A 26,682-nucleotide genomic window follows, 5' to 3' on the forward strand; every position below is an offset into this window, starting at 1 on the left:
CTGTGCAGAGAATATGGAGATTGTGCGACCGGCTCAGCTGGCGCTTGCTTTCGGCGCCGCATGCGCCGCTAATGGCCCCCGCGATGGCGAAGATTCGACTCAAATTCGGCCTGACCGCGAAGACCTTCCTCGCGATCTTCACCGCCTGCCTGCTGGTGCTGGCAGTGAACGGCATTGCCAGCCGCGTGGCGTTCCAGACCGGCTTCCTGGACTACCTCAACGACCAGGGCGACCTGCGCATGCAGCGCCTGATGCCGCACCTGCAGCGCGAGTACAGCGCACACGGCGGCTGGGAGCATCTGCGCGGTGACAGTGACCGCTGGGCGCGGCTGCTGCGCCCGGACCTGGCCCATGGGCACGAAGGCCCGGTGCCGCCGCTGTCCGACCAGACCGGCGTTCCCTCGCGGCTCGGCCTGTTCGATGCGCAGCATCGGTTCGTGGCCGGCAATCCCGATGCCACCAGTGATGATGATCCGCATCCGGTGCTGCTGGATGGGCACACCGTCGGCTGGCTGGGCATGGTGCCGTTCCAGACCGTCATCGCCACCAATGACCTGAATTTCTACAACACCCAGATGCGCGCATGGTGGGTGATCGGCATCTCGCTGCTGCTGGTGACGGTATTGCTGGCCTGGCTGGTGTCGCGCGCGCTGCGCCAGCGCCTGGCCAAGCTGGCCGCCGCCACCCACCGGCTCGCCGCTGGCGACTACGCCACCCGCATCGAGCGCACCAGCGATGACGAGCTCGATGCACTGGTCAACGACTTCAACCGGATGGCACAGGCGCTGGACGACACCGAGCGCAACCGCCGCGCCTTCATCGCCGACATCTCGCACGAACTGCGCACGCCGCTGGCGGTGGTGCGCGCCGAACTGGAGGCGATCGAAGACGGCATCCGCCCGCTGGACCGCGCCAATCTCGGTGCCCTGCAGGGCGAGATCCGCCAGCTGGGCAAACTGATCGACGACCTGCACGACCTGTCGATGACCCAGTCCGGGGGCCTGGCCTACCGCTTCGCCCCGCTGGACCTGGTGGCATTGCTGCGCAGCGAGCTCAATGGCATGCGCGTACGCTTCTCCGCGGCGGGGCTGGCCCTGGAAGAAGCGCTGCCCGCGACGCCACTGCAGGTATCCGGCGACGAACGGCGCCTGCAGCAGGTCCTGGCCAACCTGCTGGAAAATGCGCTGCGCTATACCCATACCGGCGGCCGCGTACGTGTGCAGGCCGCGCGCGTACCTTCCGGCGTGCAGCTGATCGTGGAAAACACCGCGCCGGGCGTGCCGGCCGACAAATGCGCGCTGCTGTTCGAGCGCTTCTACCGGGTGGAGAGTTCGCGCAACCGTGCCAGCGGCGGCAGCGGGCTGGGCCTGGCCATCAGCCACAACATCATCCTCGCCCACCACGGCCACATCCACGCCGAACCCTCGCCACTGGGCGGGCTGCGCGTGGTCATCACCCTGCCGGAGTCTGCATGAGCACGTCCGCCGCCACGTCCGCGAAGATCCTGATCGTCGAGGACGAGCCACGCCTGGCCTCGGTGCTGCGTGACTACCTGGCCGCCGCCGGCATGACCAGCGAATGGGTGGATGATGGCGGCCTGGTGATCGACGCGTTCACGCGCTACCAGCCCGACCTGGTGCTGCTGGACCTGATGCTGCCGCAACGCGATGGCGTGGACCTGTGCCGCGAACTGCGCGCCAGCAGCGACGTGCCGGTGATCATGGTCACCGCGCGGGTGGAAGAGATCGATCGCCTGCTCGGTCTGGACATCGGTGCCGACGACTACATCTGCAAGCCGTTCAGCCCGCGCGAAGTGGTCGCGCGGGTGGTGGCGGTACTGCGCCGCTATCGCCCGGACCCCGCTGCACGCGCCAACAGCGGGCTGCACATCGACGAACCGGCGGCACGCGCCACCTGGAACGGCAAGGGCCTGGACCTGACGCCGGTGGAATACCGCCTGCTGCGCACCCTGCTGGCCACGCCAGGCCGGATCTGGGCACGCGACGAACTGCTTGACCGCCTCTATCTGGACCACCGCGTGGTGGTCGACCGCACCGTCGACAGCCATGTGCGCAACCTGCGCCGCAAGCTGGCCGACGCCGGCATGGAAGGCGAGCCGATCCGTTCGGTATACGGGATGGGCTACAGCTACGAACCCTAACCGGTCGTGCCGGCCGCTGGCGGGCAACCGCAGAATTCCAGCTGCGCCCATGAGGTTGCCGGCCAGCGGCCGGCACGACCCGTGCGCAACTGCGTTACAGTCGAGCACGCTCGACATCAACGAATCACGACTGCATGGACGACATCCACCCGATCGCGCCGGACAAGCGCGCCGCCCTCCTTTCCACCCTCGCCGGGATCGAACAGCGCCACGATGTGCGTGTGCTGCTGGCCTGCGAATCGGGCAGCCGTGGCTGGGGCTTCTCTTCGCCGGACAGCGACTACGATGCGCGCTTCATCTACGTGCATCGCCAGTCGTGGTACCTCAGCGTCAACGAATCCACCGGCCCCGGCGAAGCACAGCGCGATGTGATCGAGCTGCCGATCGACGAGGAGCTCGATGTCAGCGGCTGGGACCTGCGCAAGGCACTGCGGCTGGTCTCCAAATCCAATCCAACGCTGATCGAGTGGCTGCGTTCGCCGATCGTGTACCGGCAGGAGGACGCTGCGGTGGCGCAGCTGTGGGAGGCGGCGAAGGAGTTCTATTCGCCGCTGGGCAGCTGGTGGCACTACATGAGCATGGCGAAGACCACGTACAACCGCCATCTGGGCGAGCCCACCATCAGTACCAAGAAGTACCTGTACGTGCTGCGTGCCCTGCTTGCCTGCCAGTGGATCGAGAGCGAGCCCACGCCGCCGCCCATGGCCTTCGAGGATCTGCTGGACCGGCTGCTGCCGGACGGTCCCGTGCGCGACGCCATCGACGCCCTGCTGGTGGTGAAGCGAGCCAGCGCCGAAGTCACGGCCCGTCCGCGCGTCGTCATCATCAGCGACTACATCGACCACGCAATGGCCGTGCGCGCCGCGCAGGCCCCGTCGCTGCCGGCTGGACAGGGCGACAGCGCGTGGCTGGACGCGCTGTTCCGGAAGATGCTGGCCGAACACGCGCCTGCATGAAGCGCCGCAGCTGCGCCTGGTAGTGCCGGCCGCTGGCCGGCAACCTCATGGCGCGCCTGGATTTCCGTAGTTCCCGGCCAGCGGCCGGCACTACCCCCTGGCACGCACGCGGCGTGCGGACCACGCGGGTATCATCGCGGTGAACGCCCTGATTTCCGGAGACACCGATGAACCCGCTGCGCCCCTTCCGCGACAAGATGCCCGTCCTCGGCGAGCGCGTGTACATCGATCCGGCCTGCACCCTCATCGGTGACGTGGAACTGGCCGAGGATGTGTCGGTGTGGCCGGGCACGATCATCCGCGGCGACGTCAACTACGTGCGCATCGGTGCGCGCACCAATGTGCAGGACGGCACGATCATCCACGTCAGCCACCACAGCCCTTACAACAAGGCCGGCTACCCGACCCTGATCGGCGAAGGCGTGACCGTCGGCCATGGCTGCATCATCCACGCCTGCACCATCGGTGATTACAGCCTGATCGGCATGGGCGCCTGCATCCTCGATGGCGCCCGCGTGGAACGCCATGGCTTCGTCGGTGCCGGTGCGGTGGTCGGCCCGGGCAAGGTGGTCGGCGAAGGCGAGCTCTGGGTCGGCAACCCTGCCCGCCCGGCGCGCACGCTGAGCGACAAGGAGATCGAGTCGCTGCACTACTCGGCCGACCACTACGTGCGGCTGAAGGACGAATACCTGGGCTGAGCGGCCAACGCCGCCATGCGGCTCTGCTAAAGTCTGGGCCCGACCAGGACCTGTCGAGACCCCCCATGCCTGTGGCTGCCTGCCGGAGAGGACTCCGCCGCCCACAACGAAGGCCATCGCACTGATGGCCGCACCGATGCTCGATACCTACCGCGAGGTGGTGACGCCAGAGGGTGTGCCGCTGCAGTTGCCGGCGGCCGGCCCGGTGCCACGGGCGATGGCCTGGCTGGTGGATCTGGGCGTGCGCATCGCGGTGCTGGTGATGATGTCGATCCCGCTGGCATTGCTGGACAAGTTCGGCTCCGGCCTCTACCTGGTGCTGATGTTCCTGGTCTACTGGGCCTACCCGATCGTCTGCGAGGCACTGTGGGGCCGTACCCTGGGCAAGCGCGCACTGGGCCTGCGCGTACTGTCGCGCGATGGCGCACCGGTGGGCTGGATGGCGTCGATCACCCGCAACCTGCTGCGCACCGTGGACATGCTGCCGTTCGGCTATGCACTGGGCCTGGTCAGCAGTCTGTTCGATCCCCACGGCCGCCGCCTCGGCGATCTGGTGGCCGGCACCGTGGTGGTGCATGCGCCGGTGCTGTACCTGCCGCCTCCGCCCACCATCGACAGCGTGCTGGCCCCGCCGCAGCCGCTGCGGCCGGAGGAACAGGCGGCACTGATGGCCTTCGCCGAGCGCGCGCCGCGCTTGTCGGCGGCACGCCAGCAGGAGCTGGCTGGCATTGCCGAGCCCCTGACCGGCACCCACGGCCAGGTCGGCGTGCTGCGCCTGTATGCCATGGCCAACTGGCTGCTGGGGCGGCGATGAAGCAGGAACAGTTCGTCGCCCGCTACCAGCAGGAATGGCAGGACCTGGAACACTGGCTGCTGCTGCGCGCCGGTGCTTCGCGCCGCACGCGGCGCAAGGCCAGCGCGCTGGCGCTGGACGATACCGCCTTCCCGCAGCGCTACCGGCGCCTGTGCCAGCAGCTGGCGCTGGCCCGCGAGCGCGGCTACAGCCCGCAGCTGGTGCAGCGCCTGCAGCAGTTGATGCAGCAGGGCCACAGCGTGCTGTACCGCACGCCGCCGACGCGCTGGCGCGGTGCACTGGAATTCCTGGTGGCCGACTTCCCGTTGCTGGTGCGCAGCCAGGCGCGCAGCATGTGGGTGGCGCTGGCGATGTTCGCGCTGCCGGCGCTGGCCTGCTTCGTGCTGGCGCAGGTCTATCCGGACCTGATCCACATGGTGATGGACAACCGCCAGATCGCCGAGATGGAGCGCATGTACGATCCTGCCGCCGAGCGCCTGGGGCGCGACAGCGGCACCGACTGGATGATGTTCGGCCACTACGTCATGAACAACATCAGCATCGCCCTGCGCACCTTCGCCAGCGGCCTGCTGGCCGGGCTGGGCACGCTGCTGGTACTGCTGTTCAACGGCGTGACCATCGGTGCGGTGGCCGGCCACCTGCAGCACATCGGCCACGGTAGCCCGTTCTGGCGCTTCGTGGTCGGCCATGGCGCCTTCGAGTTGACCGCGATCGTGATCGCCGGCGGTGCCGGCCTGCAGCTGGGCATGAAACTACTGGCACCCGGCCGGCGCAGCCGCCTGGATGCGCTGGTCGAGGGCGGCCGCATCGGTGCGCGCCTGTGCCTGGGCGTGGCGTTCATGCTGCTGGTGGCCGCCTTCATCGAGGCCTTCTGGTCGTCGATTGCCGAAGTACCGGCGTGGGGCAAGTTCAGCGTGGCCGGCGTGCTGTGGGCCGGCGTGCTGCTGTGGCTGTGGCGCGGCGGACGCGGAGGCGGCAATGCGCATTGACCACCTGGACGTCGTGCTGCGCGCGCGCAGCGGCTGGGAAGCGATGGAGCTGGGCAGTGCCCTGTCACGCCGCCACGCGCGCGCGGTATGGGGCAGCTGGCTGCTGGCCAGTGCGCCGCTGTTCGTGGTCTTCAACGCGCTGGGCTGGTGGCTGGATGCGTTCGGCTGGGCCTGGCTGGCGATGTGGTGGTGCAAGCCGCTGTTCGAACGTGCGCCGCTGTACGTGCTGTCGCGCGGCATCTTCGGCGAGCCGGTTGGTACGCTGGCGGCGCTGCGCGCGCAACGTCACTGGGGCAACAGCGGATTCTGGGGCTACCTGGGCTGGCGCCGTTTCAGCGTGCTGCGCAGCCTGTGCCTGCCGGTGAACCTGCTGGAAGGCAATGCGCCGGCCCAGCGCGGCGCACGCCGCCGCGCCGTGGTCGCCGGTGCCGCGGGCGCCGCTGTCGTGCTGACCATGGCCTGCATGGCCTTTGAAGCGGTGCTGGTGTCCGGCGCAATCGGCGCGGTGTTCATGTTCATGCCACTGGAGCTGATGTCCGAATCGTGGCGGGCCGCATGGGACATGATCGGCCAGGACACGCCTGCATGGGCGCGGCTGGGCTTCAACCTGGCGTGCTGGCTGGCGTCGGTGCTGATCGGGCCGTTCTACGTCGGCGCCGGCTTCGGCCTCTACTTGAACCGGCGCACGCAGATGGAAGCCTGGGATGTGGAGATCGCCCTGCGCCGCCTGCGCGAGCGGCTGCTGCCGGCGGCGTCGACGCTGGCCCTGCTGCTGTGCCTAGCCCTGCCGCTGGTGTCCATGCCGGTGCATGCGCAGGACGCGCAGACGGTCGCGGAGCAGGCAGACGATGCCGACGAGGACGAAGACAGCGCGGAGGAACCCGCCACCGCGGCGAACGATCCGGCCAATGCACCGGCCATGATCTTCGGTGCGGCGCCAGTGGACACCGCCGGCTTCCGCCAGGCGGTGAACCGCGCCTATGAAGATCCGCTGCAGCGCCCTACCCGCCAGGTCACGCGCTGGAAGCCGATCGAACAGGCCGAGGAAAAGAAGAAGGAAGATGCGTCGCCACAGGGCGACAGCAGCAACAAGGGCGAGCGCAGCAACCGCAAGGCCGGCATCGCCTGGCTGGCGCGCCTGGCCGAGTGGGGCCTGTGGGGCCTGCTCGGCATCCTGCTGCTGGTGCTGCTGCTGACCGCGCGGCTGTGGCTGCCGTGGCTGCGCGGCAGTGGCCGGCGCAAGGCCGACGCTGCACCGCAGGTGGTGGAGGAACAGGTGGAGCTGCCGGTCGTACTGCCGCCGGACGTGGCCACCCAGGCCGGCCTGCTGTGGGACCAGGGGCGGCCTCGGCAGGCGCTGGCCCTGCTGTACCGCGCCAGCGTGCGCACGGTGGGCGAGCGCAGCGGCATCGCGCTTCCGCCCGGTGCCACCGAAGCGCAATGCCTGCGCGCCTCGCGGCGCATGCCCGATGCCACCGACCGTGACCTGTTCGCGCGCATCGTGCGCATGTGGCAGTACGCCGCCTACGGTGGCCGCCTGCCCAGCCGCGCCGATTTCGATGCATTGGCCGATACCCTGCGCCAGCAGTACAGGTGGCTGGCATGAGCCCGCGCCTGTTCTGGTCGCTGCTGCTGGGCGCGCTGGTGCTGTTCGGCGTGCCGCTGACGATCCTTTACCTGCGCACGCACGAACGCGTGACCGAGACCGTGCAGCTGCCGCCGCAGGGCGAAGCGGGCTACAACCCGCTGTACGTGCTCGGCCAGGCCCTGCGCGCTGATGGCATCGACGTGCACGCGCGGCCGCGGCTGGACCTGCAGCAGATGGCGCTGGGCCCGCACGATACGGTGGTGCTGCTGCAGGACAGCAGCGAGCTGCCGGCGCCGGCGGCCAGGGCCCTGCTGGCCTGGGTCGATGGTGGTGGCCATCTGCTGGTGCGGACGCCGCCACCGGCCGAGGACGACGCCAGCAGCACGCAGGGCCCGCTGCTGGACCAGCTGGGCGTGGACAGCCTGTACCAGCAGAGCGACTGCCAGCCGTTCCACGTCATCGACGATCCCAGCCATGTGGAGTTCTGCGGCGGCCGTCGCTTCACGCTGGGCTTTGCCGCCCGTGCGCAGGCCGAACGACGCTGGGGCAACGAGCGCAACCTGGTGTTCGCGCGACTGCGCCATGGCCAGGGCAAGGTGAGCGTGCTGGCCGACATGGAATTCATGCGCGGCGAGGTGGATTCGCCGGCGGCACGCCTGGCGTCGGCCGCGGGCAAGGCCAGCGACGGCCTGCACGATCTCTCGCACCGCGACCTGACCCGTTACCTGCTCGATCCGAACTACGGCAAGGGCGCTTTCTGGCTGGTCTACGCCAGCCGCCCGCCGTCGCTGTGGGCGCGCGTGTTCTACCTGGGCTGGCCGGTGTGGGCGCCGCTGCTGCTGGCCCTGCTGGGCTGGCTGTGGGGCCGTTCGCAACGCTTCGGCAGCCGCCTGCCGTCGCCGGTGCTGGAACGTCGCTCGTTGCTGGAACACGTGCGTGCCAGCGGCGAACTGCTGCTGCGTTTCGGCCACGGCGCGCGCCTGTATGACGCCGTGCTCGCCATGTTCCTGCATCGCCTGCGCCTGCGCGCACCGGTGGCCGCCGCCCTGGAGGGCGCGCCGCGCGAACAGGCCATCGCCGAACTGCTGTCCTGGCCGCAGGGCCGCGTTGCCAGCGCGCTCACGCCCCCTCCGCCGCACGATTCCTCCGCCCTGCGCGAGCGCATCCGCTTGCTGCTCCAGATGAGATCCCTGCTATGACCGAAGTCCCCGAGCTGCCGGCGGCCGCCAACGCCCGCCTGATCGAACGCGTCGATGCCATCCGCGATGCCGTCGGCCACGCCTTCATTGGCCAGGCCGATGTACTGGACCAGATCCTGGTGGCACTGCTGGCCGGTGGCCACGTGCTGATCGAGGGCGTGCCCGGGCTGGGCAAGACCCTGCTGGTGCGCGCACTGGCACAGGCCCTGGAGCTGGACTACGGCCGCGTGCAGTTCACCCCCGACCTGATGCCCAGCGACGTCAGTGGCCATGCGGTGTACGACCCGAAGAGCGAGAGCTTCAAGATCCGCCGCGGCCCGGTGTTCACCAACCTGCTGCTGGCCGACGAGATCAACCGTGCGCCGGCCAAGACCCAGTCCGCGCTGCTGGAAGTGATGCAGGAAGGCCAGGTGACCATCGAAGGCAAGGCCTTCACCCTGGCGCCGCCGTTCATGGCGCTGGCCACGCAGAACCCCCTGGAACAGGAAGGCACCTACCCGTTGCCGGAAGCACAGCTGGACCGTTTCCTGCTGAAGGTGCTGATCGACTACCCGCAGCTGGAGGACGAGAAGCGCATGGTGACCGCGATCACCAGTGGCCGTGCCGCCAGCGATTTCGACCTGAGCCAGGTGCCGCGTGTACTGGGGGCTGGCGAGCTGCTGGAACTGCAGCGCGCGACCGCGGCGATCACCGTCGATGACGAAGTGATCGACTACGCGGTGCGGATTGTGGCCGCCACGAGGCAGTGGCCGGGCATCGCGGTCGGCGCTGGCCCGCGCGGCAGCATCGCGCTGGTGCGTGCCTCGCGCGCGCAGGCGGTGCTGGCCGGCCGTGACTTCGTCACTCCGGACGATGTGCGCGACATCGCGCGCCCCGCGCTGCGCCACCGCATTGCACTGGCCCCGGAACTGCAGATCGAAGGCCAGGACGCCGACGATGTGCTGGGCGCGTTGCTGGCCAAGGTGGAAGCGCCGCGCCGATGAGGCCGGCCCCGCTGCTGCTGGCGCTGCTGCTGGCCTGGGCTGCCCTGGGTGGCCTGGTGCTGGGCGGGTTGCTGCCGCGCTGGAGCTGGGCGCTGGCGGCGCTGGCGATTGCCGTGCCGGCGCTGATGGATCTGTGGCGCCAGTCGCGGCGTCCGTCGCCGCATGTACAACGCGAGCTGCCCGAAGCACTTGCGCTGGGCGTGCGCCGCGAGGCCGCGCTGCGGCTGCAGGCGGACGCACCGATGACGGTGCAGGTGTTCGATCTGGTCCCCGGTGGCTGGCCGCTGGAAGCGCTGCCGCAGCGCGTGCGCCTGCAGGCCGGCAGTGCCTCCACGTTGCACTACCACCTGCAGCCGCTGCAGCGTGGGCACTTCCGCTTTGAAGGCGTGCACCTGCGCATGCGCTCGCCGTGGCGGCTGTGGTGGCAGCAACGCACGCTGCCACCGGCGCTGGACGTGCGGGTCTATCCGAACTTCGTGCCGCTCACCCGCTTCGCCCTGTTCAGTGCCGACCAGGCCTCGCGGCTGGTCGGTGCGCACGTGAAGCGCCGCCGCGGTGAAGGCACCGACTTCCACCAGATGCGCGAGTACCGCATCGGCGACAGCCTGCGCCAGCTCGACTGGAAGGCCACCGCACGCGCGCGCAAGCTGATCTCGCGCGAATACCAGGACGAGAAGAACCAGCAGCTGCTGCTGATGCTCGACAGTGGCCGGCGCATGCTGGCCAGCGAAGGCGGGCTCTCGCACTTCGACCATGCCTTGAACGCCTCACTGGTGGTGGCCTACCTGGCGTTGCGCCAGGGCGATGCCGCCGGCCTGTTCGCCACCGGTGGCGAGCGCCGCTGGGTGGCGCCGCAGCGTGGCATGGGCACCGTCGAGCACCTGCTGCGCGCCAGCTACGACCTGCAGCCACGTGCAGTGGCCACCGATTATCTGGCCGCCGCCACCGAAGTGTCGCTGCGCCAGCGCCGGCGCGCGCTGGTGATGCTGGTCAGCAACGTGCGCGACGAGGACATCGAAGACCTGCTGGCGGCGGTGCGCCTGCTGCAGCGGCGCCACCTGGTGTGCGTGGCCAGCCTGCGCGAGCGTGAGCTGGACGGCGCCTTGGAGGGCGAAGTGCAGACGCTGGAAGACGCGACCCAGGCCGGTGCCGCGGCGCTGTACCTGCAGCAGCGCGCGAAGGCGCATGAGGCGCTGCGCAGCGAGAAGGTGATGGTGCTGGACGTCACCGCCGATGCCCTGCCCGGCGCGCTGGTGGAGCGCTACCTGGCGGTGAAGCGCGAAGGGCTGCTCTGATACCAACGATCGCTCTGGTGGGTGCCAACCTTGGTTGGCACGAAACCCAAACCGCCGACCAAGATCGGCATCTACCCACGGCGGTTGCCGGCCAGCGGCCGGCACTACCCCTGCAACAGCCGACGCATCGCTCTGGTGGGTGCCAACCTTGGTTGGCACGAAACCCAAACCGCCGACCAAGGTCGGCATCTACCAACACCGATTGCCGGCCAGCGGCCGGCACTACCCCTGCAACAGCCGACGCATCGCCCGGGTAGGTGCCAACCTTGGTTGGCACGAAGCCCACAGCGCCGACCAAGGTCGGCATCTACCAACACCGATTGCCGGCCAGCGGCCGGCATCACCCCTGCAGCAATCGCCGCTGCAACCGCTCCACCGCGCGCCGCAGCAACACCCGGTTGCGGGCCAGCTTCATCCACTGCGGCAGGCGCGAGAACATGGAGCCATTGGTGACGCCCGCGCGCTCGCGCAGAGGCGCGGCGGCATAATCGTGCAGTGCCTGCAGATGGGCCTCGTTGTAGGCCCACAGCACGCCCGCCGCCGTCTTTTCGACCAACCGCAGCGGCAGGCCGAAATGCGGGTCGATCGCCTCATTGCCACGCCATCGCGACAGCGTGACCTCCACCTCGCTGCTACGTCCGCACTGACTGCAGTCCGCCGCCAGCGTCCGCAGTGGCGGCGTCGCGCGTGCACGATGCACTTCAGCGCTTACCCACTTGTGGCCGCAGTAGCCGCAAGGCCGGTAGCCGCCGTAGCGCACCGGTCCCACCCAGTCACCCGGGCCACAACGACTGCAGCCGCAGCCTCCGTTCAGTGCTTCGCTGCAGCCCAGGCAGCGGAAGCGTCGCGATTCCGACGTACCCACCACCCAGCCGGGGGTATCGCAGCGGTGGCAACGCACCGCGATACGGTCGGCATAGCGCCACAGGGCGTGGCCGTCATCCAGATGCCGACCCGGCAGTGGCGCAGGCCGCAGGTCGCGATTGCGCCGCACCGCCATCAGACGTAGATCCGCGTCGGCGCCTCATCAACGATTGCGTGCGGCACGAAGCGCGCACTGTCGCGGGTGATCGCGCTGTCGTCCTCGCGGATGCCGATGCCGCAGGCGTGGTCGCCCACCACCCAGCTGCCGATCAGCGGATAGCCGCCTTCGAAGCGGGTGAGCGGATGCGCGCGCTGGATGATCGCCGGGCCGTCGTAGGGCCCGTCGCTGCGTTGGGTGCTGCCATCGGCCAGGTGCATCTCGATGTTGGCACCTTCGCGCGAGAACAGCGGCTTGCGTACCCAGCCCGACGCCAGCGTGCTGCCGTCATCGAAATGCGCTTCCAGCAGATTCGGATGACCCACGTTGCGCTGCCACAGCAGCGGCAGGATGCCCTTGTTGCTCAGCACCGCTTTCCACGCCGGCTCCAGCAGCTGCACGCCTGAACCGGGCAGCGCGCGGCCGAACTCTTCGGCCATCAGGTCTTCCAGCGGATACAGCTTGAACAGCGTGCCGATCACCGAATCATCCAGCGCGGTGAAGCGGCCGTCCTCGGACAGGCCGATATCCTCGATGGCGATGGCCTGGCCATGCAGGCCGGCCTGCGATGCACAGTCGCGCAGGTAGTCGACGGTGCCACGGTCCTCTTCCGAACTGCCCACGGCGCTGAAATACAGCGGCGGCGGCAGCTGCGTGGCCAGTTCGCCGAAGCGTTCGACCAGCGCCTCATGGATCGCATTGAACTGGTCAGCGTGCTGCGGCAGACGACCGGCGTTGCGCTGGTCTTCCAGCCACTGCCACTGGAAGAAGCTGGCCTCGAACAGCGAGGTCGGCGTGTCGTAGTTCAGTTCGTACAGCTTGGCCGGGCCGGTGCCGTCGTAGGCCAGATCCAGGCGACCGTACAGATGCGGCTGGCGCTGGCGCCAGCTGTCGGCGATCCAGTCGCGGTAGTGCGACGGAATCGCCAACTGGTCCATCAACCGTTCGCTGCCGATGACATCACCGACCAGGTCCAGCGCCATCTGGTGCAGCTCGGCGCTGGGGTCTTCGATGTCCTGCTCTATCTGGCGCAGGGTGAAGGCGTAGTACGCGCTTTCATCCCAGTACGGCTGGCCGTCGATGGTGTGGAAGCGGAAACCCGCTTCTTCCGCGCGTGCCCGCCACTGGGCACGCTCGGCAATCCGGATGCGCTGCATGGGTCGATCAGCCGCCGTAGCTGCCGCTGGTGCTGCGGCGCGCGCTGGTGTTGCCGAAGCCACCACGGCTGGCAGTGACCGCACGGTTCGGCTCGCTGGTGACCGGGGCCAGGCCGGCCTTGCCGGCGCCAATGCCGCTGGCGGTGTTCAGGCCACCGCTGCCGCCCGGAGCCGGGCGCGCCCAGCCGGCGCTCTTGTCCTGGTAGGCCGGCGACGCGGCCGGCGCCTGCGGGGCGAGGCCGCCGCGGTTGCTCAGCATCTGCGACATGAAGAAGCCCATCATCATCGGGCCGATGAACGAGGTACCGGCCGAGGTGTGCTGCTGCACGCACTGCTCCGGCTTGTAGTCCTTCTCGCAGGCTTCCTTGCTGGCGTACTTCGGCGCCGCATCGGCGGCCTGCTTCTGCGCTTCGGCGAACGCATTGCGGCACGACGACGGATCGCCGGTGGCCTCGGTGCAGGCCTCCACCGAGGTATACAGGCCTTCCTGCACCTTCACCTCCGGCTCCTTCTGGCAGGCGGTGAACAGCAGCGGCGCGGCGCTCATCAGCAGCAGCGCGGTGGTGCGGGAACGTTTCATGGCCTCATGCCCTGTCGACGGATCAATGCCCCAATGATGCCAAATCCGGACCAGCAACCGGAATCGGCAAAGTTGGAAAGATGAACAGACTTTCATTTTCGTCGGTTATTGGGGCCAGAGCCCATCGCGCCGCGATGGGATCCGACCCCGGGCGGCGCACCGCTCTGGTGTGTGCCAACCTTGGTTGGCACACACCCCGCGACGCCCCGCTAGGCCCGGCGCGCGCAGCCAAGTCTCCGGCAAGAAGCCCCCTTGTTGTTCAAGGGGGCGCGCCGAAGGCGCGGGGATAAGGGGAAATGCGCGGACCACCAAGCCGCTGCAAGCGGTGAAGGTGGTTGCAGCAGCAACCGAAAAAATTGGCCATGATCAGGCGACCCCCACGTCGTACGGCCCGCCCGTTCCGCCAGCCATGCCCGAATACCGTTCCCGCACCTCCACCGCCGGTCGCAACATGGCCGGCGCCCGCGCCCTGTGGCGCGCCACCGGCATGAAGGACGGCGACTTCCACAAGCCGATCATCGCCATCGCCAACTCCTTCACCCAGTTCGTGCCCGGCCACGTGCACCTGAAGGACCTCGGCCAGCTGGTCGCGCGCGAGATCGAGCAGGTCGGCGGCGTCGCCAAGGAATTCAACACCATCGCCGTGGACGATGGCATCGCGATGGGCCACGACGGCATGCTGTATTCGCTGCCCAGCCGCGAGATCATCGCCGACGCCGTGGAATACATGGTCAACGCGCATTGCGCCGACGCGCTGGTGTGCATCAGCAACTGCGACAAGATCACCCCTGGCATGCTGATGGCCGCGCTGCGCCTCAACGTCCCGGTGGTGTTCGTCTCCGGCGGGCCGATGGAAGCGGGCAAGACCAAGCTGTCCGAGCACAAGCTGGACCTGGTCGACGCGATGGTGGTGGCCGCCGATGACAGCGCCTCCGACGAGAAGGTCGCCGCGTTCGAGCGCAGCGCCTGCCCCACCTGCGGTTCCTGCTCGGGCATGTTCACCGCCAACTCGATGAACTGCCTGACCGAAGCGCTGGGCCTGTCGCTGCCCGGCAACGGCACCACCCTGGCCACCCACGCTGACCGCGAGGCGCTGTTCCGCCGCGCCGGCCGCCTGATCGTCGAACTCTGCCACCGCTGGTATGGCGGCGAAGACCCGAGCGCGCTGCCGCGCGGCATCGCCACCCAGGCCGCCTTCGCCAATGCGATGACCCTGGACATCGCCATGGGCGGCTCCACCAACACCATCCTGCACCTGCTGGCTGCCGCGCAGGAAGCCGAAGTCGACTTCGACCTGACCCACATCGATGCACTGTCGCGGCGCGTCCCGCAGCTGTGCAAGGTGGCACCGAACACGCCGAAGTACCACATCGAAGACGTGCATCGCGCCGGCGGCGTGTTCGGCATCCTCGGTGAGCTGGACCGCGCCGGCCTGCTCGATACCACGGTGCCGACCGTGCACAGCACCAGCCTGGCCGACGCGCTGGAACGCTGGGACGTGGTGCGCAGTGACAACGACACCCTGCATGCCTTCTTCAAGGCCGGCCCGGCCGGTATCCCCACCCAGGAGGCCTTCAGCCAGGCCACGCGCTGGCCGACCCTGGACGTGGACCGCGCCGAAGGCTGCATCCGCTCGCTGCAGCACGCGTATTCACTGGAAGGCGGCCTCGCCGTGCTGCGCGGCAACCTGGCCGTGGATGGCTGCGTGGTGAAGACCGCCGGCGTGGACGAGTCGATCCATGTGTTCGAAGGCCCTGCGCGCGTCTACGAAAGCCAGGACGCCGCCGTCGCCGGCATCCTCGCCGACGAAGTGCAGCCGGGTGACGTGGTGGTGATCCGCTACGAAGGCCCGAAGGGCGGCCCCGGCATGCAGGAGATGCTGTACCCGACCAGCTACCTGAAATCGAAGGGGCTGGGCAAGCAATGCGCGCTGCTCACCGATGGCCGCTTTTCCGGCGGCACCTCGGGCCTGTCGATCGGCCACGTCTCGCCGGAAGCCGCCAGCGGCGGTGTCATCGGCCTGGTGGAAAACGGCGACCGCATCCGCATCGACATCCCGGCCCGCCGCATCGACCTGCTGCTGGATGAAGCCGCACTGGCCCAGCGTCGCGCCGACGCCGATGCACGCGGCTGGAAACCGCGCGCACCGCGCCCGCGCAAGGTCACCAGCGCGCTGAAGGCTTACGCGCTGCTGGCCACCAGTGCCGACAAGGGCGCCGTACGCAACACCGCGCTGCTCGGCGATTGATCCCAGTGCGGTAGTGCCGGCCGCTGGCCGGCATCTGCACAATGCGTCTGCACATCAATGAGGTTGCCAGCCAGCGGCCGGCACTACCGATCCGGTACGCTGCGCGGCATGACCCATCGCCCGCCGCGCCAGCCCCTCATCGATGCCCTGCGTGGGTTCGCACTGCTCGGCGTGTTCCTGGTCAACCTGCGCTTCTTCTCGCTCGATGCGTTGATGACCGAGGCCGCGCAGCAGGCACTGCCCAGCGCGGCGCTCGACCACGCCATCCGTACCGGCATGGAATGGCTGGTGGACATGAAGGCGATCACCCTGTTCTCGCTGCTGTTCGGCATGGGCGTGGCGATGCAGATGGATGGCAATGCCCAGGGCAGCATGGCCGCGCACCTGCGACGCATGGGCGTGCTGCTGGTGATCGGCCTGCTGCATTCGGTGCTGCTGTGGTGGGGTGACATCCTGCTGGTGTATGCGCTGGTGGGGCTGCTGCTGCCGCTGTTCCGTCACCTGGGTGATCGCGCACTGCTGTTCAGCGGGGTGTTCATTGCCCTGTTGCTGCCACCGCTGCTGTCGCCGTGGATCCGCGAATGGGTCGCCCTGCTCACACCGCGCGCGCAGATGAACGCCATGGCGCTCGATGCTCTGGCGCACGGCACGCTGGCGCAGGCGTGGTGGCACAACCTGCAGCTGGCCGCATGGCTGAAGCTGAGCAACTGGGCGCTGCTGTTCTTCGTGCTCGGCCGCTTCCTGCTGGGCTACTGGGCCGGCCGTCGCGGGCTGCTGCAGCAGCCGCAGGCGCATCTGCCGCTGCTGCGCTCGATCGCCATCGGCAGCCTGCTGCTGACAGCGGTATTCCTGTGGATCGATGCCCAGGCCGATGCGCTCAAACCGACATGGCCGGCGCTGCGTTCGGGCATGCCCGGCTATCTGCTGCGCGTGTCCTATCGCGTTGCGCCGCTGGCACTGGGCATTGCTGCGGCGGCGATCTTCACCCTGCTCTATCTGCGCCCGTGGGCCGAGCGCATGCTGCGCGTGTTCGTGCCGGCCGGGCGCATGGCACTGAGCAACTACCTGCTGCAAAGCGCGATCTGCGTGCCGCTGTTTGCCGGCTTCGGGCTGGGTATCGGCCCGCAGTACGGGCTGTGGCCAGTGCTGCTGGTGGCGGCGGTGGTGTTCCCGCTGCAGCTGTGGGCGAGCGCGTGGTGGCTGCGCGGCCATCGCTTCGGGCCGGTCGAATGGCTGTGGCGCAGTGCCAGCGAAGGGCAATGGCTGCCGCTGCGGCGATAGCCACCGGCGACGGATGGGATCAGGTCGTTAGTGCCACTTGCGACTTAATCCCCTCCGTCCCCTTTTCTCAGCCGATCACGCGCTTGAACGGTGGCAGCGCGTCGATGATGCGCTTGCCGTAGCGGCGGGTCAGCAGCCGCGAATCGAGAATGACCACGCGGCCGGTGTCGGTGGAGGTGCGGATCAGGCGGCCGGCGAACTGGGTCAGCGTGCGCAGCGCATGCGGAATAGCGATCAGGTTGAACGCGTTGAGCCCGCGCCCCTCGAACCACTCGCTGAGGGTGGCGGTCTGCGGATCGGTCGGCACCGCGAACGGCACCTGGGTGATCACCACGGTGGTGCAGGCCTCACCGGGCAGGTCGAGGCCTTCGCCGAACGAATTCAGCCCGAACAGCACCGAGCCTTCGCCTGCCGCCACGCGGCGCAGGTGCTCGTCGATCAGCCGGGTCTTGGACATCTCGCCCTGCACCAGCACCTGCTTGCGGCGCGCGGCCGACATCAGCCCGGCCACCTTCTCCATCTTCCAGCGCGAGGTGAACAGCACCATCGAGCCCTTGGCCCAGTCCAGTTCGGTGTCGAGGTAACGCGCCACTTCGCGCGGGTGGCCTTCGCGGTCGTCCGGCGTGACCGGGAACTTCGGCACGATCAGCTCGGCCTGGTTGGGCAGGTCGAACGGCGACGACAGCGAGACCATCTCGGCCTCTTCCGGAATGCCGTTGTCGATCGCCAGCGACTGGAAGTCGCCACCACCGGTCAGCGTCGCCGAGGTCATCACCACCGAATCCACTTCGTCCCACAGCAGCTTGCGCAGCACGTGCGCGGCCGACACCGGCGAGCCGTGCAGCACCAGGTCGCCATCGCGGGTGGCAGTCACCCAGCGTGCCATCGGTGGTGCGCCGTCCTTGTCTTCGCGGCGCCACGCCTGCCACAGGTTGTACTGCTGCTCGATCATTTCCAGCGCCATGCCCAGGTTGCGCTGCAGGCGCTCGCGCGCGGCATCGTCCGGCTTGCCCTTGGCCACCTGCGCGGTGGCGGCATGCGCCCAGTTGTAGAGGCTGCGGGTATCGTCGGCCAGCGCTTCGATCGGCTCGCGCCAGGCCTCGGGCAGGCGACCATTGGCCGCGCGCCACATCGGCTCTTCGTCCGCCGGCGCCGGCATCCACACCCGTTCGATGTGGTCACGGAACGCGCGCAGCTGCTTGGCGACGTTGCTGGCGACCTCGATCGCTTCGTTCGGCAACAGGTTGCCAAGGCGGTCCTTGTCGACCGCGCGGTAGGCACCGGCGATCAGGATCTGCAGGCGGCCGGTGCGCTTGGCCATCTCGTCCAGCGCGAGGCTGGCCGCACCCTGGTCGATCGCCACGTTGCCGATGTGATGGCCTTCGTCCAGCACCAGCAGCATGTCCGACGGCGGCGCGATCAATGGCTGGCCGTTGTCGCTGTCACCGATCGACAGCGCCGACAGCAGCAGCGCGTGGTTGGTGACCACGATCTGTGCATCGCGCACCGTGTTGCGCGAACGCAGCACCGCGCACTGCGCCGAATAGGCACAGCGGCGCCCGGCGCAGCCCGAGGCCGGCGTGGTGATGCGGCTGCGCAGGCCGGGGCTGATGGTCTCCGGCGCGTTGTCGATATCGCCGTCCCAGCTGCCGCCGGTGAAGGCGTCGGTCAGGCGCTTGGCGATGTCCATCTCGATCGGCGCCAGCGGCCGGTCGAACAAGGGTGCGTCATCCTCGAACATGCCGCCCTGCGAGCCCTCGCCCTGCGCCTCGGCGGCATTGCGCGTGCACAGGTAGCGGGTACGGCCCTTGGCCAGCGCCACGGTCGCTTCCAGGCCGGTGGCCTTGAGGAAATTCGGGATGTCACGCTCGACCAGCTGCGACTGCAGCGCCACGGTGCCGGTGCTGATCACCAGCTTCTTCTTGCTGGCCAGTGCGATCGGTACGCCTGCGGTGAGGTAGCCCAGGCTCTTGCCGACGCCGGTCGGCGCCTCGACCACGCCGACGCCACCGCTTTTCGACAGCGCGCGCGACACCACGCCGATCATCTGGCTCTGCGAGCGACGGGTAGAGAAGCCGGGGGTATTGGCCTGCAGCGTCGTGTACGCCTTGCGGATCGCGTCCTTCAAGGTGTCATCGAGCGTGCGCGGAGCGGCGACGGTTTCGGTCACGCCGGGAACTACCGTAGCTGGATCAGGCCGGTCATTGTCGCATGGCCGGCCATGTCCGCCGCCGCTGGCTGCCTGAACGGGGCAGCGACGACGCCCGGCGGCTGGATGAACACGCCGGACGCTGCTGGCGACGGCCCGGGGCCGTCACCCGGGTGTCACTGCACCGCGTTGCCGCGCAGCCGCAGCAGGCGCACCAGTGCCCACACCAGCAGCACCACGCCGATGGCCTCGACCATCGCCAGCGCGAAGTGCACCACGCCGAAGATCGCGCTCATGCCCGAGATGGCGCTGAAGTTGCCACTGCTGACCAGCCACATCGGCAGCATGCCCGCCGCCAGGCCACCCAGGCTGGACAGCAGCAGCAACAGCAGGCCGACCAGCGCGCCGGTGCGGGTGGCATCGCGCGGCGCACCGACCACCCAGACCAGGCCGACGCACAGCGCGATCAGCACCGGCAGGCGCACGCCGACCATGCTCAGCACGGTCACCATCAGGGTTGTGCTGTCCATCGGTCAGTCCTCGCCGGCCAGCACGGCCGAGCCCTGGCGCAGCGCCTGGTAGATCTCGCCGGTCTGCGGGCGCACGCCGTGCCACTGCAGGAAGCTCTCGGCGGCCTGCTCGACCAGCATGCCCAGGCCGTCGACGGTATTGCGGCACTGCGCCGCACGGGCCCAGGCCAGGAAGGCAATGGCCGCCTCGCCGTAGTTCAGGTCGACGGCGGTGGTCATCGAATTGACCAGCGACAGCGGCAGCTTGAACTCGACGTCGCGGTCGCGGCCAGCCGAGGTGGCGTTGACGATCAGTTCGAAGTCGCCGAGGTCGCGCAGGTCCTCCCAGTAGCGGCTGATCGCACGGCCCGGCTCGCCCATCGCGTCGATCAGTTCGTCGGCGCGCTCCGGCGTGCGGTTGACCACCACCAGTTCGGTGATGCCGGCATCGAGCAGTGCCGGGGCGACGCTGCGCGCCGAGCCACCGGCGCCGATCATCAGCACGCGGCGGCCGCGCAGGTCCAGGCCGTGGCGGTCGGTGAGGTCGCGCACCAGGCCGATGCCATCGGTGGTGTCGCCGTGCCAGCGGTCGCCCTTGCGCAGCAGCGTGTTGACCGAGCCGGCGCGGCGCGCGCGTGCGGTCAGCGTGGTGCAGACCGAGAACGCGGCTTCCTTGTGCGGCAGGGTGACGTTGGCACCGACACCGCCCTCGGCGGCGAAGGCCTCCAGGCCGGCCAGGAACGCATCCGGGGCTAGGTCGATCGCGCGGTAGTCGATGGCGATGCCTTCCTGGCGACCGAACGTCGCGTGGATCTGCGGCGACTTCGAGTGGGCAACGGGGTGTCCGAAGACGGCGTAACGGTCGGTCATGGAATCCTCAAGCTGGCTAGACTGATGCTCTTTCGTGCACGGAACCGGATGATGCGCATCACCCCGCCCCTGCTGGTGCTCGCCGCCAGTCTACTCTCTGCCCCCGTGGCGATGGCGTTGAACGAGTACGGCATCGAAGGCATGGGCGTGGTCTCGACCCGCGCCGACGAGGGCCGCGCCACGATCAGCGCCGATGGCCAGCGCATCGTCTTCGCCCGCCGTGGCGAGGCCGGCTGGGGCCTGTGGGAGGCACGCGTGGTCGATGGTCGCTGGCAGCAGGCACAGGCGCTGCCGGTGGGCGTGGCTGGCGAGGCCCGCGATCCCTACTTCAGCCGTGACGGCCGCTGGCTGCTCTTCGCGGCCGGTCGCGAGGGCGCGCTGGCGCTGTACCGCGCCGCGTTGGCCGCCGACGGCCAACTGGGCCCGGCGCAGCCGCTGGCCGGTGACGGAGGTCGCCGGGAAGAGCGCGGGCCGGCCCTGAGCGCGGATGGCCAGCGGCTGTTGTTTGCCCGGCAGCAGGGCCGCGGCGCCGGCTGGGACCTGTTCGTGGCGACGCTGGATGCGCAGGGCCTGCGCGGCCCGGCCAGCGCACTGAGCGCGTTGAACAGCGCCGACGACGAGACCGACGGTGACTGGCTGGGCCATGACGGCGCCGTGGTGTTCAGCCGCGGCAGCGGCACGATCGCGCAGGTGTGGAGCAGCGGCTGTGCGTGGACCGGCGTGGTGCTGCAGCCGCTGGGGCTGTCGTTCAACCAGGCCGGCGGCTGGACCGGCGCGCCGGTGATCGACAACGCCAAGCCGGGCGAGATGATGGTTGCCAGCAGTGCGGCGAAGGCGCCGCGTGCCGGTGGCGTGGATGTGTACCGGTTGGCCGTGCCGAAGGTGGTGGCGGTGCCGGGGTGCGTGCGGTAGATCCACGCCATGCGTGGATAGCCGTCTGGTAGATGCCAACCTTGGTTGGCATGCGGGAAAGCGCCAACCAAGGTTGGCGGCTACCCGAACGGAGAGTCAGCGCGACAGCACCTTGGCGCGCAACTGCTCGTACTCCATCTCGCTCAGCTGGCCGTTGTCCTTGCGCTGGTTCAGCGCGGCCAGCTCGGCCTGCACGCTGTCCGGCAGCGCCTGCTCACGGGCCACGTGACGGGCGGCGGAGAGCTGTTCCGGCGGGCGCTTGCCGGCCCGCCAGGCCGCGATGAACACACCGACGATGATGGCCCCGAACACCAGCGTACCGATGCCCCAGATCAGCCATTGCATCCATCCCAGTTCGGGTCCCATCGCGTATTCCTCCGTCTATCGTGGCGCTATTGTCAGCGCTCGCGTAGCCATCGCGCCACCTGCGGCGCGAAATAGGTCAGCACACCATCGGCGCCGGCCCGCTTGAAGCCCAGCAGCGACTCCATCACGCAGGCGCGTTCGTCCAGCCAGCCGTTGGCGAAGGCGGCCTTCATCATCGCGTACTCGCCACTCACCTGGTAGGCAAAGGTCGGCACGCCGAATTTTTCCTTCACCCGGCGCACCAGGTCCAGGTAGGGCATGCCCGGCTTGACCATCACCATGTCGGCGCCCTCTTCCAGGTCCAGCGCGATCTCGCGCAGGGCCTCGTCGCCGTTGGCCGGGTCCATCTGGTAGGTCTTCTTGTCGGCCTTGCCGAGGCTGGCCGCGCTGCCCACTGCATCACGGAACGGGCCGTAGAACGCCGAGGCGTACTTGGCCGAGTAGGCCATGATGCGCACGTTGATGTGGTTGTCGGCATCCAGTGCACGGCGGATCGCGCCGATGCGGCCGTCCATCATGTCCGACGGCGAGACGATGTCCACGCCGGCTTCGGCGTGCGATACCGACTGCTTGACCAGTGCTTCGACCGTGATGTCGTTGAGCACATAGCCCTTGTCATCGATGATGCCGTCCTGGCCATGGGTGGTGTACGGGTCCAGCGCCACGTCGGTCATCACCCCCAGTTCCGGGAAGCGCGACTTCAACGCGCGGATCGCGCGCTGCGCCAGGCCGTCCTCGGCCCACGCCGCCGACGCATCCAGCGACTTCAACGACGGGTCGATCACCGGGAACAGGTCGATCACCGGAATGCCCAGCTCCAGCGTCTCTTCGGCCACCTTCAGCAGCTCTTCGATCGACAGGCGCTCCACGCCCGGCATCGACGGTACCGCAGTGCGGCCGGCAAGCTCGTGCACGAACACCGGGTAGATCAGGTCGTCGGTGGTCAGCGTGTTCTCGCGCATCAGGCGGCGTGAGAACTCGTCATGGCGCATGCGGCGCGGGCGGTAAAGCGGGTGGGACATGGCAGGCTCCGAGGAGTGGCTATTGCAACAGGTAGCCCTGCGGCAGCAGGGGTTCGGGCAACGGGCGTTCGCCGAGCGCGTCGAGCTGGTCGATCTCGATCGTGCGCACCAGCGCGTCCAGCGGCAGGTCGTTCGGCTCCAGGCCGAACGGGTCTTCCATTTCTTCGCCCAGCTGGTCCAGGCCGAAGAAGGCATAGGCGAGCACCGCCGACAGCACCGGCGTGCCCCAGCCCAGCGAACTGGCCAGGCCGAACGGCAGCAGCACGCAGAACATCCACGCGCAGCGGTGCAGCAGCAGGGTGTAGGCGAACGGCAGCGGCGTGGTGAGGATGCGCTCGCAGCCGGCCTGGATCGACGACATCGCGTGCAGGCGCTCTTCCAGCTGGGTGTAGAGGATCGGGTCGAGTTCACCGGCGCGCAGGGCCTGGGCCAGCTCGGCGGCGATCATCGACAGCAATGCGTCCGGCACGTTCTCGCGCTGGCCCAGCTGCTCGCGCTGCGGCTTGTCCAGCCACGGCAACGCCGCCAGGGCCACGATGCGGCCCCGCAGGCGCGCGGCCAGCGCATGGGCAAAGGCGGTGGTGAGGTAGGCGACGCGGCGACGGCGGCCGGCGTCATCGGCCAGCAGCAGGTTGACCTGGCGGGCCAGCGAGCGCGATTCGTAGACCAGCTGGCCCCACAGCTTGCGGCCTTCCCACCAGCGGTCATAGCAGGCGCTGTTGCGGAAGCTGAGGAAGATCGACAGGACCAGGCCGAGCAGGGTGAACGGTGTGACGGAAACGCGTTCGATGCCGGTCGGCGGCGCCAGTTCCACGACCGCGGCCACCGCGATGGACAGGATCAGGATAGCCAGCACCTTCGGCGCGATCGCTTTGACGATCGAGCCGCGCAGGATGTACAGCAGTTGCCAGCCGTGGGGACGGGGTCGGATGATCATGGGGCAGCCGCGCCGGGCGCGGATTCACAGGCACGTGGGGGGCTCGCGCAGCCGCTCATTGTACGCCCCTGCCCGGCCCGCGGCCGTGTACCTGCGACGCCCTGTCGCACCCGGCGACGCGGCTCAGATCACGCCGCCACCCAGGCCCAGGCGCAGGATGCCGACCACCACCACGATGCCGTTCAGCACCAGCCCGGCCCAGGCCCGGCCGCGCTTGGTCGGGTGGGTGAACAGGATGCCCAAGGCGGCGATCACCGCGCCCACGGCGGCGAACGGGATCAGGAACCAGTTGCCCCAGCCCAGCAGCGGAATCAGCGCCAAGATCATCCACAACAGCGCCAGTACGCCCCACAACAGACTGATCACACCCATTCCGCTCTCCCGCAGTTGGTTCCTGTCTGTCCACCATAGTCGTTCCCGCGGTCGCCGCCTACTGCCGTTGGCGGGGCTGTCACCGGCAGCGTGCTAGCGTGCTGCCGTGCGTGCCCTGGCCCGGGTGTTGGCGCCGATTCAGAGTGGCCCGCCGATGATCGCAACCAGTCCTACAGGGGTCGTGCCATGAACATCCGTTGGGCCGCGTTGGCGGCCATCCTGCTGGTCGCCGCTGGCTGTGCCAGCACCTCCAAGGTCATGCTGGGGCGCGCCCGCGCACCGATCGATCCGGCGCTGGTGCAGATCTATTCCACCCCGCCGGCCGGTTCCCAGGAAATCGCCCAGCTGGAATCGGCGTCTGCCGTGGGCTTCGGCACGCAGGGCCAGACCGATGCGGCGGTGGCGCGCCTGAAGCGCGAGGCCGCAGCGCTGGGCGCCAATGGCGTGGTGCTGATGGGCGTGGGCAGCAGCGGTTCGCCGGTGGGCATGTCGGTGGGTGCCGGCACGTTCGGCTCGCATGTCGGCGGTGGCGTCGGCATTGGTATTCCGACCACGCAGAAACGCGCCGCCGGCGTCGCGATCTGGGTACCGAACCCGGCCCCCCCGGCACGGCTGCCGACGCAGGTGATCACACCGCAGCCGCAGCGTTGACCCTCCCGGGTCAACGCCGGTAGTGCCGGCCGCTGGCCGGCAACCTCAGGAATGCTTCCTGCGCCAAGGGAATGCCGGCCAGCGGCCGGCACTACCCGATGATGCTCAGCGCTTGTACTTCGGCACGAACACCTTGTTCACCGCATCGGCCAGCTGGTCCGGCGGCAGCAGGCCCTGGTCGAGCAGGAAGTTGTTGAACGCCAGGCGATCAAACTTCGCACCCAGTGCCAGCTCGGTCTGCATGCGCAGTTCCAGGATGCGGGTGTAGCCGTAGAAGTAGCTGCCGGCCTGGCCCGGCATGCGCACCATGTAGCGGTCCAGTTCCTGGGTGGCCATCGCCTTGGACAGGCCGACCTGCTCCATCAGCACGCGCTCGCCGTTGGCACGGTCGGTCAGGCCGAGATTGAGCATCGGGTCGAGCATCGCGCGTGCGGCGCGCAGCAGGCGGAACTGCAGGGCGATCATCTGCCCGTCCAGCGGCTCGTACGGCACCATCTCGGCTTCGGCATACAGCGCCCAGCCTTCCACGTTCACCGAATTGAACGCGAACATGGTGCGTGCCAGCGACACGCCGCGCTCGACCATGGCGGTGAACTGCAGCTCGTGACCGGGGCGGCCTTCATGCGCGCTCAGCGTCCACGCCGCCGCACCGAAGTTGAAGTCGTCGTACTGCGCGCCCGGGCCCGCCGCCGGGTTACCCAGCGGCAGTACGAAGGTGCCCTGCTGCCCGGTGTTGTTGACCAGCGGCGCCGGCAGGAAATGCGGTGCCGGGCTGGCCGCGCTCTCGGCAGCCGAGCCCAGGCGCATCTGCATCGCGCGCTTGGGCACATCGACGATGGCGTGCTCGCGGATCAGCGGATCGATCGCATCGATCACCTTGCGGTAGTGGCCTTCCAGATGGTCGTCGGCGATCTTGTCGGCCTTCAGCGCGCGGATCACCGCCACCGGGTCGCTCGGGTCGGCCACCTTCAGGCCCTTGTCCTTCACCACCAGCGGCGCCAGCTGCTGCATCGCCGAGCGGGTTTCCATGAACTCCAGCTGCGCGCGCTGCATCAGCAGCTTCGGGTCGATGTCGATGCCGACCTGCTTGAGCTGGTAGGCGTACAACGGCGCCGGCAGCCGTGCGTCGGTACGCGCCTTCGGCAGCACCTCCTTCCGGGTCCAGGCAGCGTAGTCCTTCATCTGCCCGGCCAGGGTCTTCATCGCCTCGTCGGCACCGGCGATCTGGTACTTCTTCAGCAGCGACTCGATACCGGTGATATAGGTCTCGACGTTGTCCAGCGACTGCTGCACTTCGATCTTCGTCGGCTGCAGCAGGCTGCTGTCCTTCAGCCGTTCCTCGTAGCGCTGGCGGGCCAGCGTGGTGAACGCGGTGCCGCCCGGCTGCAGGCCGGCATAGGCCTTGAGGCGGTCGATCGCCTTGGCCCGGCGCTCGGCCGGCACCTGGTCGGACAGCAGGAGGTTGAGGCCGCTGAACACCGTCTGCGGCGCATCGCTCCACGGCAGCAGGTACTTCTCGTTGAGCTCGCTGCCTTCGATGTTCTGGTTGGCGGCGTGGATCATGATCTCCAGGTCCTGGCGGACGTTGGGATCCTGCTCGGTGGCCAGCTTCGCCTTCAGTTCGTCGCGGGCCTTGGCCATCGCGGCGCGGTAGCGCTTGCCGTTGTCCGGGCCGAGATCGGCCACCTTGTCGTCGTAGCCGGGCACGCCGAAGAAGCCGGTTTCTTCCGGCTGGAACGGCCCCTGCGCATCCAGCAGGATCTGCGCCAGTGCATTGCTGCGGGCGACCCAGGCCGGGCTGGCCGGGGTGGCGGCCTTGGCGGCGGGTGCCGCCAGCGCCGGCGGTGCGGACAGCAACGGGGCGGCGGTCAGGGCCAGGGCAACGGCCAATGCAATCGGCTTCATGGGACACTCCAGCAAAGGG

Annotated in this window: 25 protein-coding genes; 14 read left to right on the forward strand and 11 right to left on the reverse strand. The window is 68.9% G+C overall.

The features are described from left to right. Positions 1-71: 71 nt before the first annotated feature. From baeS to ACUZUJ_RS21170, 10 genes are all read left to right on the forward strand, one after another. Positions 72-1,475 carry a sensor histidine kinase efflux regulator BaeS gene (gene baeS / locus ACUZUJ_RS21125; protein ID WP_458220524.1) on the forward strand — a complete coding sequence of 468 codons (1,404 nt, stop codon included), beginning with the start codon at positions 72-74 and terminating at the stop codon, positions 1,473-1,475. Continuing rightward, positions 1,472-2,161 (forward strand): response regulator, encoded by a 690-nt coding sequence (locus ACUZUJ_RS21130; protein WP_049444191.1) that lies wholly within the window; start codon positions 1,472-1,474, stop codon positions 2,159-2,161. Before baeS ends, ACUZUJ_RS21130 begins: the two co-directional genes overlap by 4 nt. Positions 2,162-2,295: 134 nt before the next feature. Beyond that, a complete protein-coding gene (locus ACUZUJ_RS21135) occupies positions 2,296-3,117 on the forward strand; it encodes a nucleotidyltransferase domain-containing protein (protein WP_458220525.1) in 822 nt (273 codons plus the stop codon). A 167-nt stretch (positions 3,118-3,284) separates the two neighbouring features. After that, positions 3,285-3,815, forward strand: a complete 531-nt coding sequence (locus ACUZUJ_RS21140; RefSeq protein WP_014038860.1) for a gamma carbonic anhydrase family protein — start codon at positions 3,285-3,287, stop codon at positions 3,813-3,815. A gap of 124 nt (positions 3,816-3,939) precedes the next feature. Next, entirely contained in the window at positions 3,940-4,629 is a 690-nt protein-coding gene (locus tag ACUZUJ_RS21145; protein ID WP_101766263.1) for an RDD family protein, read from the forward strand. Beyond that, entirely contained in the window at positions 4,626-5,618 is a 993-nt protein-coding gene (locus ACUZUJ_RS21150) for a stage II sporulation protein M (RefSeq protein WP_458220526.1), read from the forward strand. Before ACUZUJ_RS21145 ends, ACUZUJ_RS21150 begins: the two co-directional genes overlap by 4 nt. Beyond that, positions 5,608-7,224, forward strand: a complete 1,617-nt coding sequence (locus ACUZUJ_RS21155; protein ID WP_458220527.1) for a DUF4129 domain-containing protein — start codon at positions 5,608-5,610, stop codon at positions 7,222-7,224. Before ACUZUJ_RS21150 ends, ACUZUJ_RS21155 begins: the two co-directional genes overlap by 11 nt. Further along, positions 7,221-8,405, forward strand: a complete 1,185-nt coding sequence (locus tag ACUZUJ_RS21160) for a DUF4350 domain-containing protein (protein ID WP_458220528.1) — start codon at positions 7,221-7,223, stop codon at positions 8,403-8,405. Before ACUZUJ_RS21155 ends, ACUZUJ_RS21160 begins: the two co-directional genes overlap by 4 nt. Continuing rightward, positions 8,402-9,388 (forward strand): AAA family ATPase, encoded by a 987-nt coding sequence (locus ACUZUJ_RS21165; RefSeq protein WP_005411535.1) that lies wholly within the window; start codon positions 8,402-8,404, stop codon positions 9,386-9,388. Before ACUZUJ_RS21160 ends, ACUZUJ_RS21165 begins: the two co-directional genes overlap by 4 nt. Next, positions 9,385-10,683 (forward strand): DUF58 domain-containing protein, encoded by a 1,299-nt coding sequence (locus ACUZUJ_RS21170; protein WP_458220529.1) that lies wholly within the window; start codon positions 9,385-9,387, stop codon positions 10,681-10,683. The genes ACUZUJ_RS21165 and ACUZUJ_RS21170 overlap by 4 nt, the downstream gene beginning before the upstream one ends. Before the next feature lie 340 nt (positions 10,684-11,023). On the opposite strand, the gene ACUZUJ_RS21175 is transcribed toward ACUZUJ_RS21170, so the two are convergent. Genes ACUZUJ_RS21175 through ACUZUJ_RS21185 form a run of 3 tightly spaced genes read right to left on the reverse strand, consistent with a single transcriptional unit; the run spans position 11,024 to position 13,441 of the window. Next, positions 11,024-11,683, reverse strand: a complete 660-nt coding sequence (locus ACUZUJ_RS21175) for a hypothetical protein (protein WP_101766268.1) — start codon at positions 11,681-11,683, stop codon at positions 11,024-11,026. Next, positions 11,683-12,861: a glutathionylspermidine synthase family protein gene (locus ACUZUJ_RS21180; protein WP_049444208.1), complete on the reverse strand. Its 1,179-nt coding sequence runs from the start codon at positions 12,859-12,861 to the stop codon at positions 11,683-11,685. The genes ACUZUJ_RS21175 and ACUZUJ_RS21180 overlap by 1 nt, the downstream gene beginning before the upstream one ends. 7 nt (positions 12,862-12,868) lie before the next feature. Continuing rightward, positions 12,869-13,441 (reverse strand): DUF1190 domain-containing protein, encoded by a 573-nt coding sequence (locus ACUZUJ_RS21185; RefSeq protein ID WP_014038869.1) that lies wholly within the window; start codon positions 13,439-13,441, stop codon positions 12,869-12,871. 409 nt (positions 13,442-13,850) lie between these two features. Between ACUZUJ_RS21185 and ilvD the strand changes: the two genes are divergently transcribed. Both ilvD and ACUZUJ_RS21195 read left to right on the forward strand, forming a co-directional pair. Then, positions 13,851-15,689, forward strand: a complete 1,839-nt coding sequence (ilvD, locus tag ACUZUJ_RS21190; RefSeq protein ID WP_458220530.1) for a dihydroxy-acid dehydratase — start codon at positions 13,851-13,853, stop codon at positions 15,687-15,689. Between the two features lie 108 nt (positions 15,690-15,797). Beyond that, positions 15,798-16,970 (forward strand): DUF418 domain-containing protein, encoded by a 1,173-nt coding sequence (locus ACUZUJ_RS21195; RefSeq protein ID WP_101766271.1) that lies wholly within the window; start codon positions 15,798-15,800, stop codon positions 16,968-16,970. Positions 16,971-17,037: 67 nt separating this feature from the next. On the opposite strand, the gene dinG is transcribed toward ACUZUJ_RS21195, so the two are convergent. The 3 genes from dinG to aroE all read right to left on the reverse strand — a co-directional run bounded on the left by dinG (position 17,038) and on the right by aroE (position 20,498). Continuing rightward, positions 17,038-19,140 carry an ATP-dependent DNA helicase DinG gene (gene dinG / locus ACUZUJ_RS21200; protein ID WP_014038872.1) on the reverse strand — a complete coding sequence of 701 codons (2,103 nt, stop codon included), beginning with the start codon at positions 19,138-19,140 and terminating at the stop codon, positions 17,038-17,040. Positions 19,141-19,295: 155 nt separating this feature from the next. Next, on the reverse strand, positions 19,296-19,649 hold the full coding sequence (locus ACUZUJ_RS21205; RefSeq protein ID WP_049444215.1) for a hypothetical protein: 354 nt from the start codon (positions 19,647-19,649) through the stop codon (positions 19,296-19,298). 3 nt (positions 19,650-19,652) lie between these two features. After that, the gene (aroE, locus tag ACUZUJ_RS21210) at positions 19,653-20,498 is read right to left on the reverse strand and encodes a shikimate dehydrogenase (RefSeq protein WP_101766272.1); all 846 of its coding nucleotides are present in this window, start codon (positions 20,496-20,498) and stop codon (positions 19,653-19,655) included. Positions 20,499-20,546: 48 nt separating this feature from the next. On the opposite strand from aroE, the gene ACUZUJ_RS21215 reads away from it, so the two are divergent. Beyond that, a complete protein-coding gene (locus ACUZUJ_RS21215) occupies positions 20,547-21,410 on the forward strand; it encodes a TolB family protein (protein WP_119006907.1) in 864 nt (287 codons plus the stop codon). A gap of 96 nt (positions 21,411-21,506) precedes the next feature. On the opposite strand, the gene ACUZUJ_RS21220 is transcribed toward ACUZUJ_RS21215, so the two are convergent. The 4 genes from ACUZUJ_RS21220 to ACUZUJ_RS21235 all read right to left on the reverse strand — a co-directional run bounded on the left by ACUZUJ_RS21220 (position 21,507) and on the right by ACUZUJ_RS21235 (position 24,107). Then, positions 21,507-21,776, reverse strand: a complete 270-nt coding sequence (locus ACUZUJ_RS21220; RefSeq protein ID WP_049444222.1) for a hypothetical protein — start codon at positions 21,774-21,776, stop codon at positions 21,507-21,509. Between the two features lie 32 nt (positions 21,777-21,808). Next, positions 21,809-22,798, reverse strand: coding sequence for a porphobilinogen synthase (gene hemB, locus ACUZUJ_RS21225; RefSeq protein ID WP_458220531.1), 990 nt, complete (start codon positions 22,796-22,798; stop codon positions 21,809-21,811). A 19-nt stretch (positions 22,799-22,817) separates the two neighbouring features. Continuing rightward, a complete protein-coding gene (locus tag ACUZUJ_RS21230; protein ID WP_049444225.1) occupies positions 22,818-23,735 on the reverse strand; it encodes a bestrophin family protein in 918 nt (305 codons plus the stop codon). 123 nt (positions 23,736-23,858) lie between these two features. After that, entirely contained in the window at positions 23,859-24,107 is a 249-nt protein-coding gene (locus ACUZUJ_RS21235) for a hypothetical protein (protein WP_005420185.1), read from the reverse strand. Positions 24,108-24,293: 186 nt separating this feature from the next. On the opposite strand from ACUZUJ_RS21235, the gene ACUZUJ_RS21240 reads away from it, so the two are divergent. Continuing rightward, entirely contained in the window at positions 24,294-24,758 is a 465-nt protein-coding gene (locus tag ACUZUJ_RS21240; protein WP_014038879.1) for a hypothetical protein, read from the forward strand. Positions 24,759-24,863: 105 nt separating this feature from the next. On the opposite strand, the gene ACUZUJ_RS21245 is transcribed toward ACUZUJ_RS21240, so the two are convergent. Next, a complete protein-coding gene (locus tag ACUZUJ_RS21245; protein ID WP_119006908.1) occupies positions 24,864-26,663 on the reverse strand; it encodes a DUF885 domain-containing protein in 1,800 nt (599 codons plus the stop codon). Positions 26,664-26,682: the final 19 nt, after the last annotated feature.

The sequence above is a fragment of the Stenotrophomonas sp. S4 genome (assembly GCF_054187805.2).

Excerpts from the sequence above, each read along its gene's own strand:
- baeS (WP_458220524.1), top strand. The coding sequence starts at position 72 with ATGGCCCCCGCGATGGCGAAGATTCGACTCAAATTCGGCCTGACCGCG.
- ACUZUJ_RS21130 (WP_049444191.1), top strand. The coding sequence starts at position 1,472 with ATGAGCACGTCCGCCGCCACGTCCGCGAAGATCCTGATCGTCGAGGAC.
- ACUZUJ_RS21135 (WP_458220525.1), top strand. The coding sequence starts at position 2,296 with ATGGACGACATCCACCCGATCGCGCCGGACAAGCGCGCCGCCCTCCTT.
- ACUZUJ_RS21140 (WP_014038860.1), top strand. The coding sequence starts at position 3,285 with ATGAACCCGCTGCGCCCCTTCCGCGACAAGATGCCCGTCCTCGGCGAG.
- ACUZUJ_RS21145 (WP_101766263.1), top strand. The coding sequence starts at position 3,940 with ATGGCCGCACCGATGCTCGATACCTACCGCGAGGTGGTGACGCCAGAG.
- ACUZUJ_RS21150 (WP_458220526.1), top strand. The coding sequence starts at position 4,626 with ATGAAGCAGGAACAGTTCGTCGCCCGCTACCAGCAGGAATGGCAGGAC.
- ACUZUJ_RS21155 (WP_458220527.1), top strand. The coding sequence starts at position 5,608 with ATGCGCATTGACCACCTGGACGTCGTGCTGCGCGCGCGCAGCGGCTGG.
- ACUZUJ_RS21160 (WP_458220528.1), top strand. The coding sequence starts at position 7,221 with ATGAGCCCGCGCCTGTTCTGGTCGCTGCTGCTGGGCGCGCTGGTGCTG.
- ACUZUJ_RS21165 (WP_005411535.1), top strand. The coding sequence starts at position 8,402 with ATGACCGAAGTCCCCGAGCTGCCGGCGGCCGCCAACGCCCGCCTGATC.
- ACUZUJ_RS21170 (WP_458220529.1), top strand. The coding sequence starts at position 9,385 with ATGAGGCCGGCCCCGCTGCTGCTGGCGCTGCTGCTGGCCTGGGCTGCC.
- ACUZUJ_RS21175 (WP_101766268.1), bottom strand. The coding sequence starts at position 11,683 with ATGGCGGTGCGGCGCAATCGCGACCTGCGGCCTGCGCCACTGCCGGGT.
- ACUZUJ_RS21180 (WP_049444208.1), bottom strand. The coding sequence starts at position 12,861 with ATGCAGCGCATCCGGATTGCCGAGCGTGCCCAGTGGCGGGCACGCGCG.
- ACUZUJ_RS21185 (WP_014038869.1), bottom strand. The coding sequence starts at position 13,441 with ATGAAACGTTCCCGCACCACCGCGCTGCTGCTGATGAGCGCCGCGCCG.
- ilvD (WP_458220530.1), top strand. The coding sequence starts at position 13,851 with ATGCCCGAATACCGTTCCCGCACCTCCACCGCCGGTCGCAACATGGCC.
- ACUZUJ_RS21195 (WP_101766271.1), top strand. The coding sequence starts at position 15,798 with ATGACCCATCGCCCGCCGCGCCAGCCCCTCATCGATGCCCTGCGTGGG.
- ACUZUJ_RS21205 (WP_049444215.1), bottom strand. The coding sequence starts at position 19,649 with ATGGACAGCACAACCCTGATGGTGACCGTGCTGAGCATGGTCGGCGTG.
- aroE (WP_101766272.1), bottom strand. The coding sequence starts at position 20,498 with ATGACCGACCGTTACGCCGTCTTCGGACACCCCGTTGCCCACTCGAAG.
- ACUZUJ_RS21215 (WP_119006907.1), top strand. The coding sequence starts at position 20,547 with ATGATGCGCATCACCCCGCCCCTGCTGGTGCTCGCCGCCAGTCTACTC.
- ACUZUJ_RS21220 (WP_049444222.1), bottom strand. The coding sequence starts at position 21,776 with ATGGGACCCGAACTGGGATGGATGCAATGGCTGATCTGGGGCATCGGT.
- hemB (WP_458220531.1), bottom strand. The coding sequence starts at position 22,798 with ATGTCCCACCCGCTTTACCGCCCGCGCCGCATGCGCCATGACGAGTTC.
- ACUZUJ_RS21230 (WP_049444225.1), bottom strand. The coding sequence starts at position 23,735 with ATGATCATCCGACCCCGTCCCCACGGCTGGCAACTGCTGTACATCCTG.
- ACUZUJ_RS21235 (WP_005420185.1), bottom strand. The coding sequence starts at position 24,107 with ATGGGTGTGATCAGTCTGTTGTGGGGCGTACTGGCGCTGTTGTGGATG.
- ACUZUJ_RS21240 (WP_014038879.1), top strand. The coding sequence starts at position 24,294 with ATGAACATCCGTTGGGCCGCGTTGGCGGCCATCCTGCTGGTCGCCGCT.
- ACUZUJ_RS21245 (WP_119006908.1), bottom strand. The coding sequence starts at position 26,663 with ATGAAGCCGATTGCATTGGCCGTTGCCCTGGCCCTGACCGCCGCCCCG.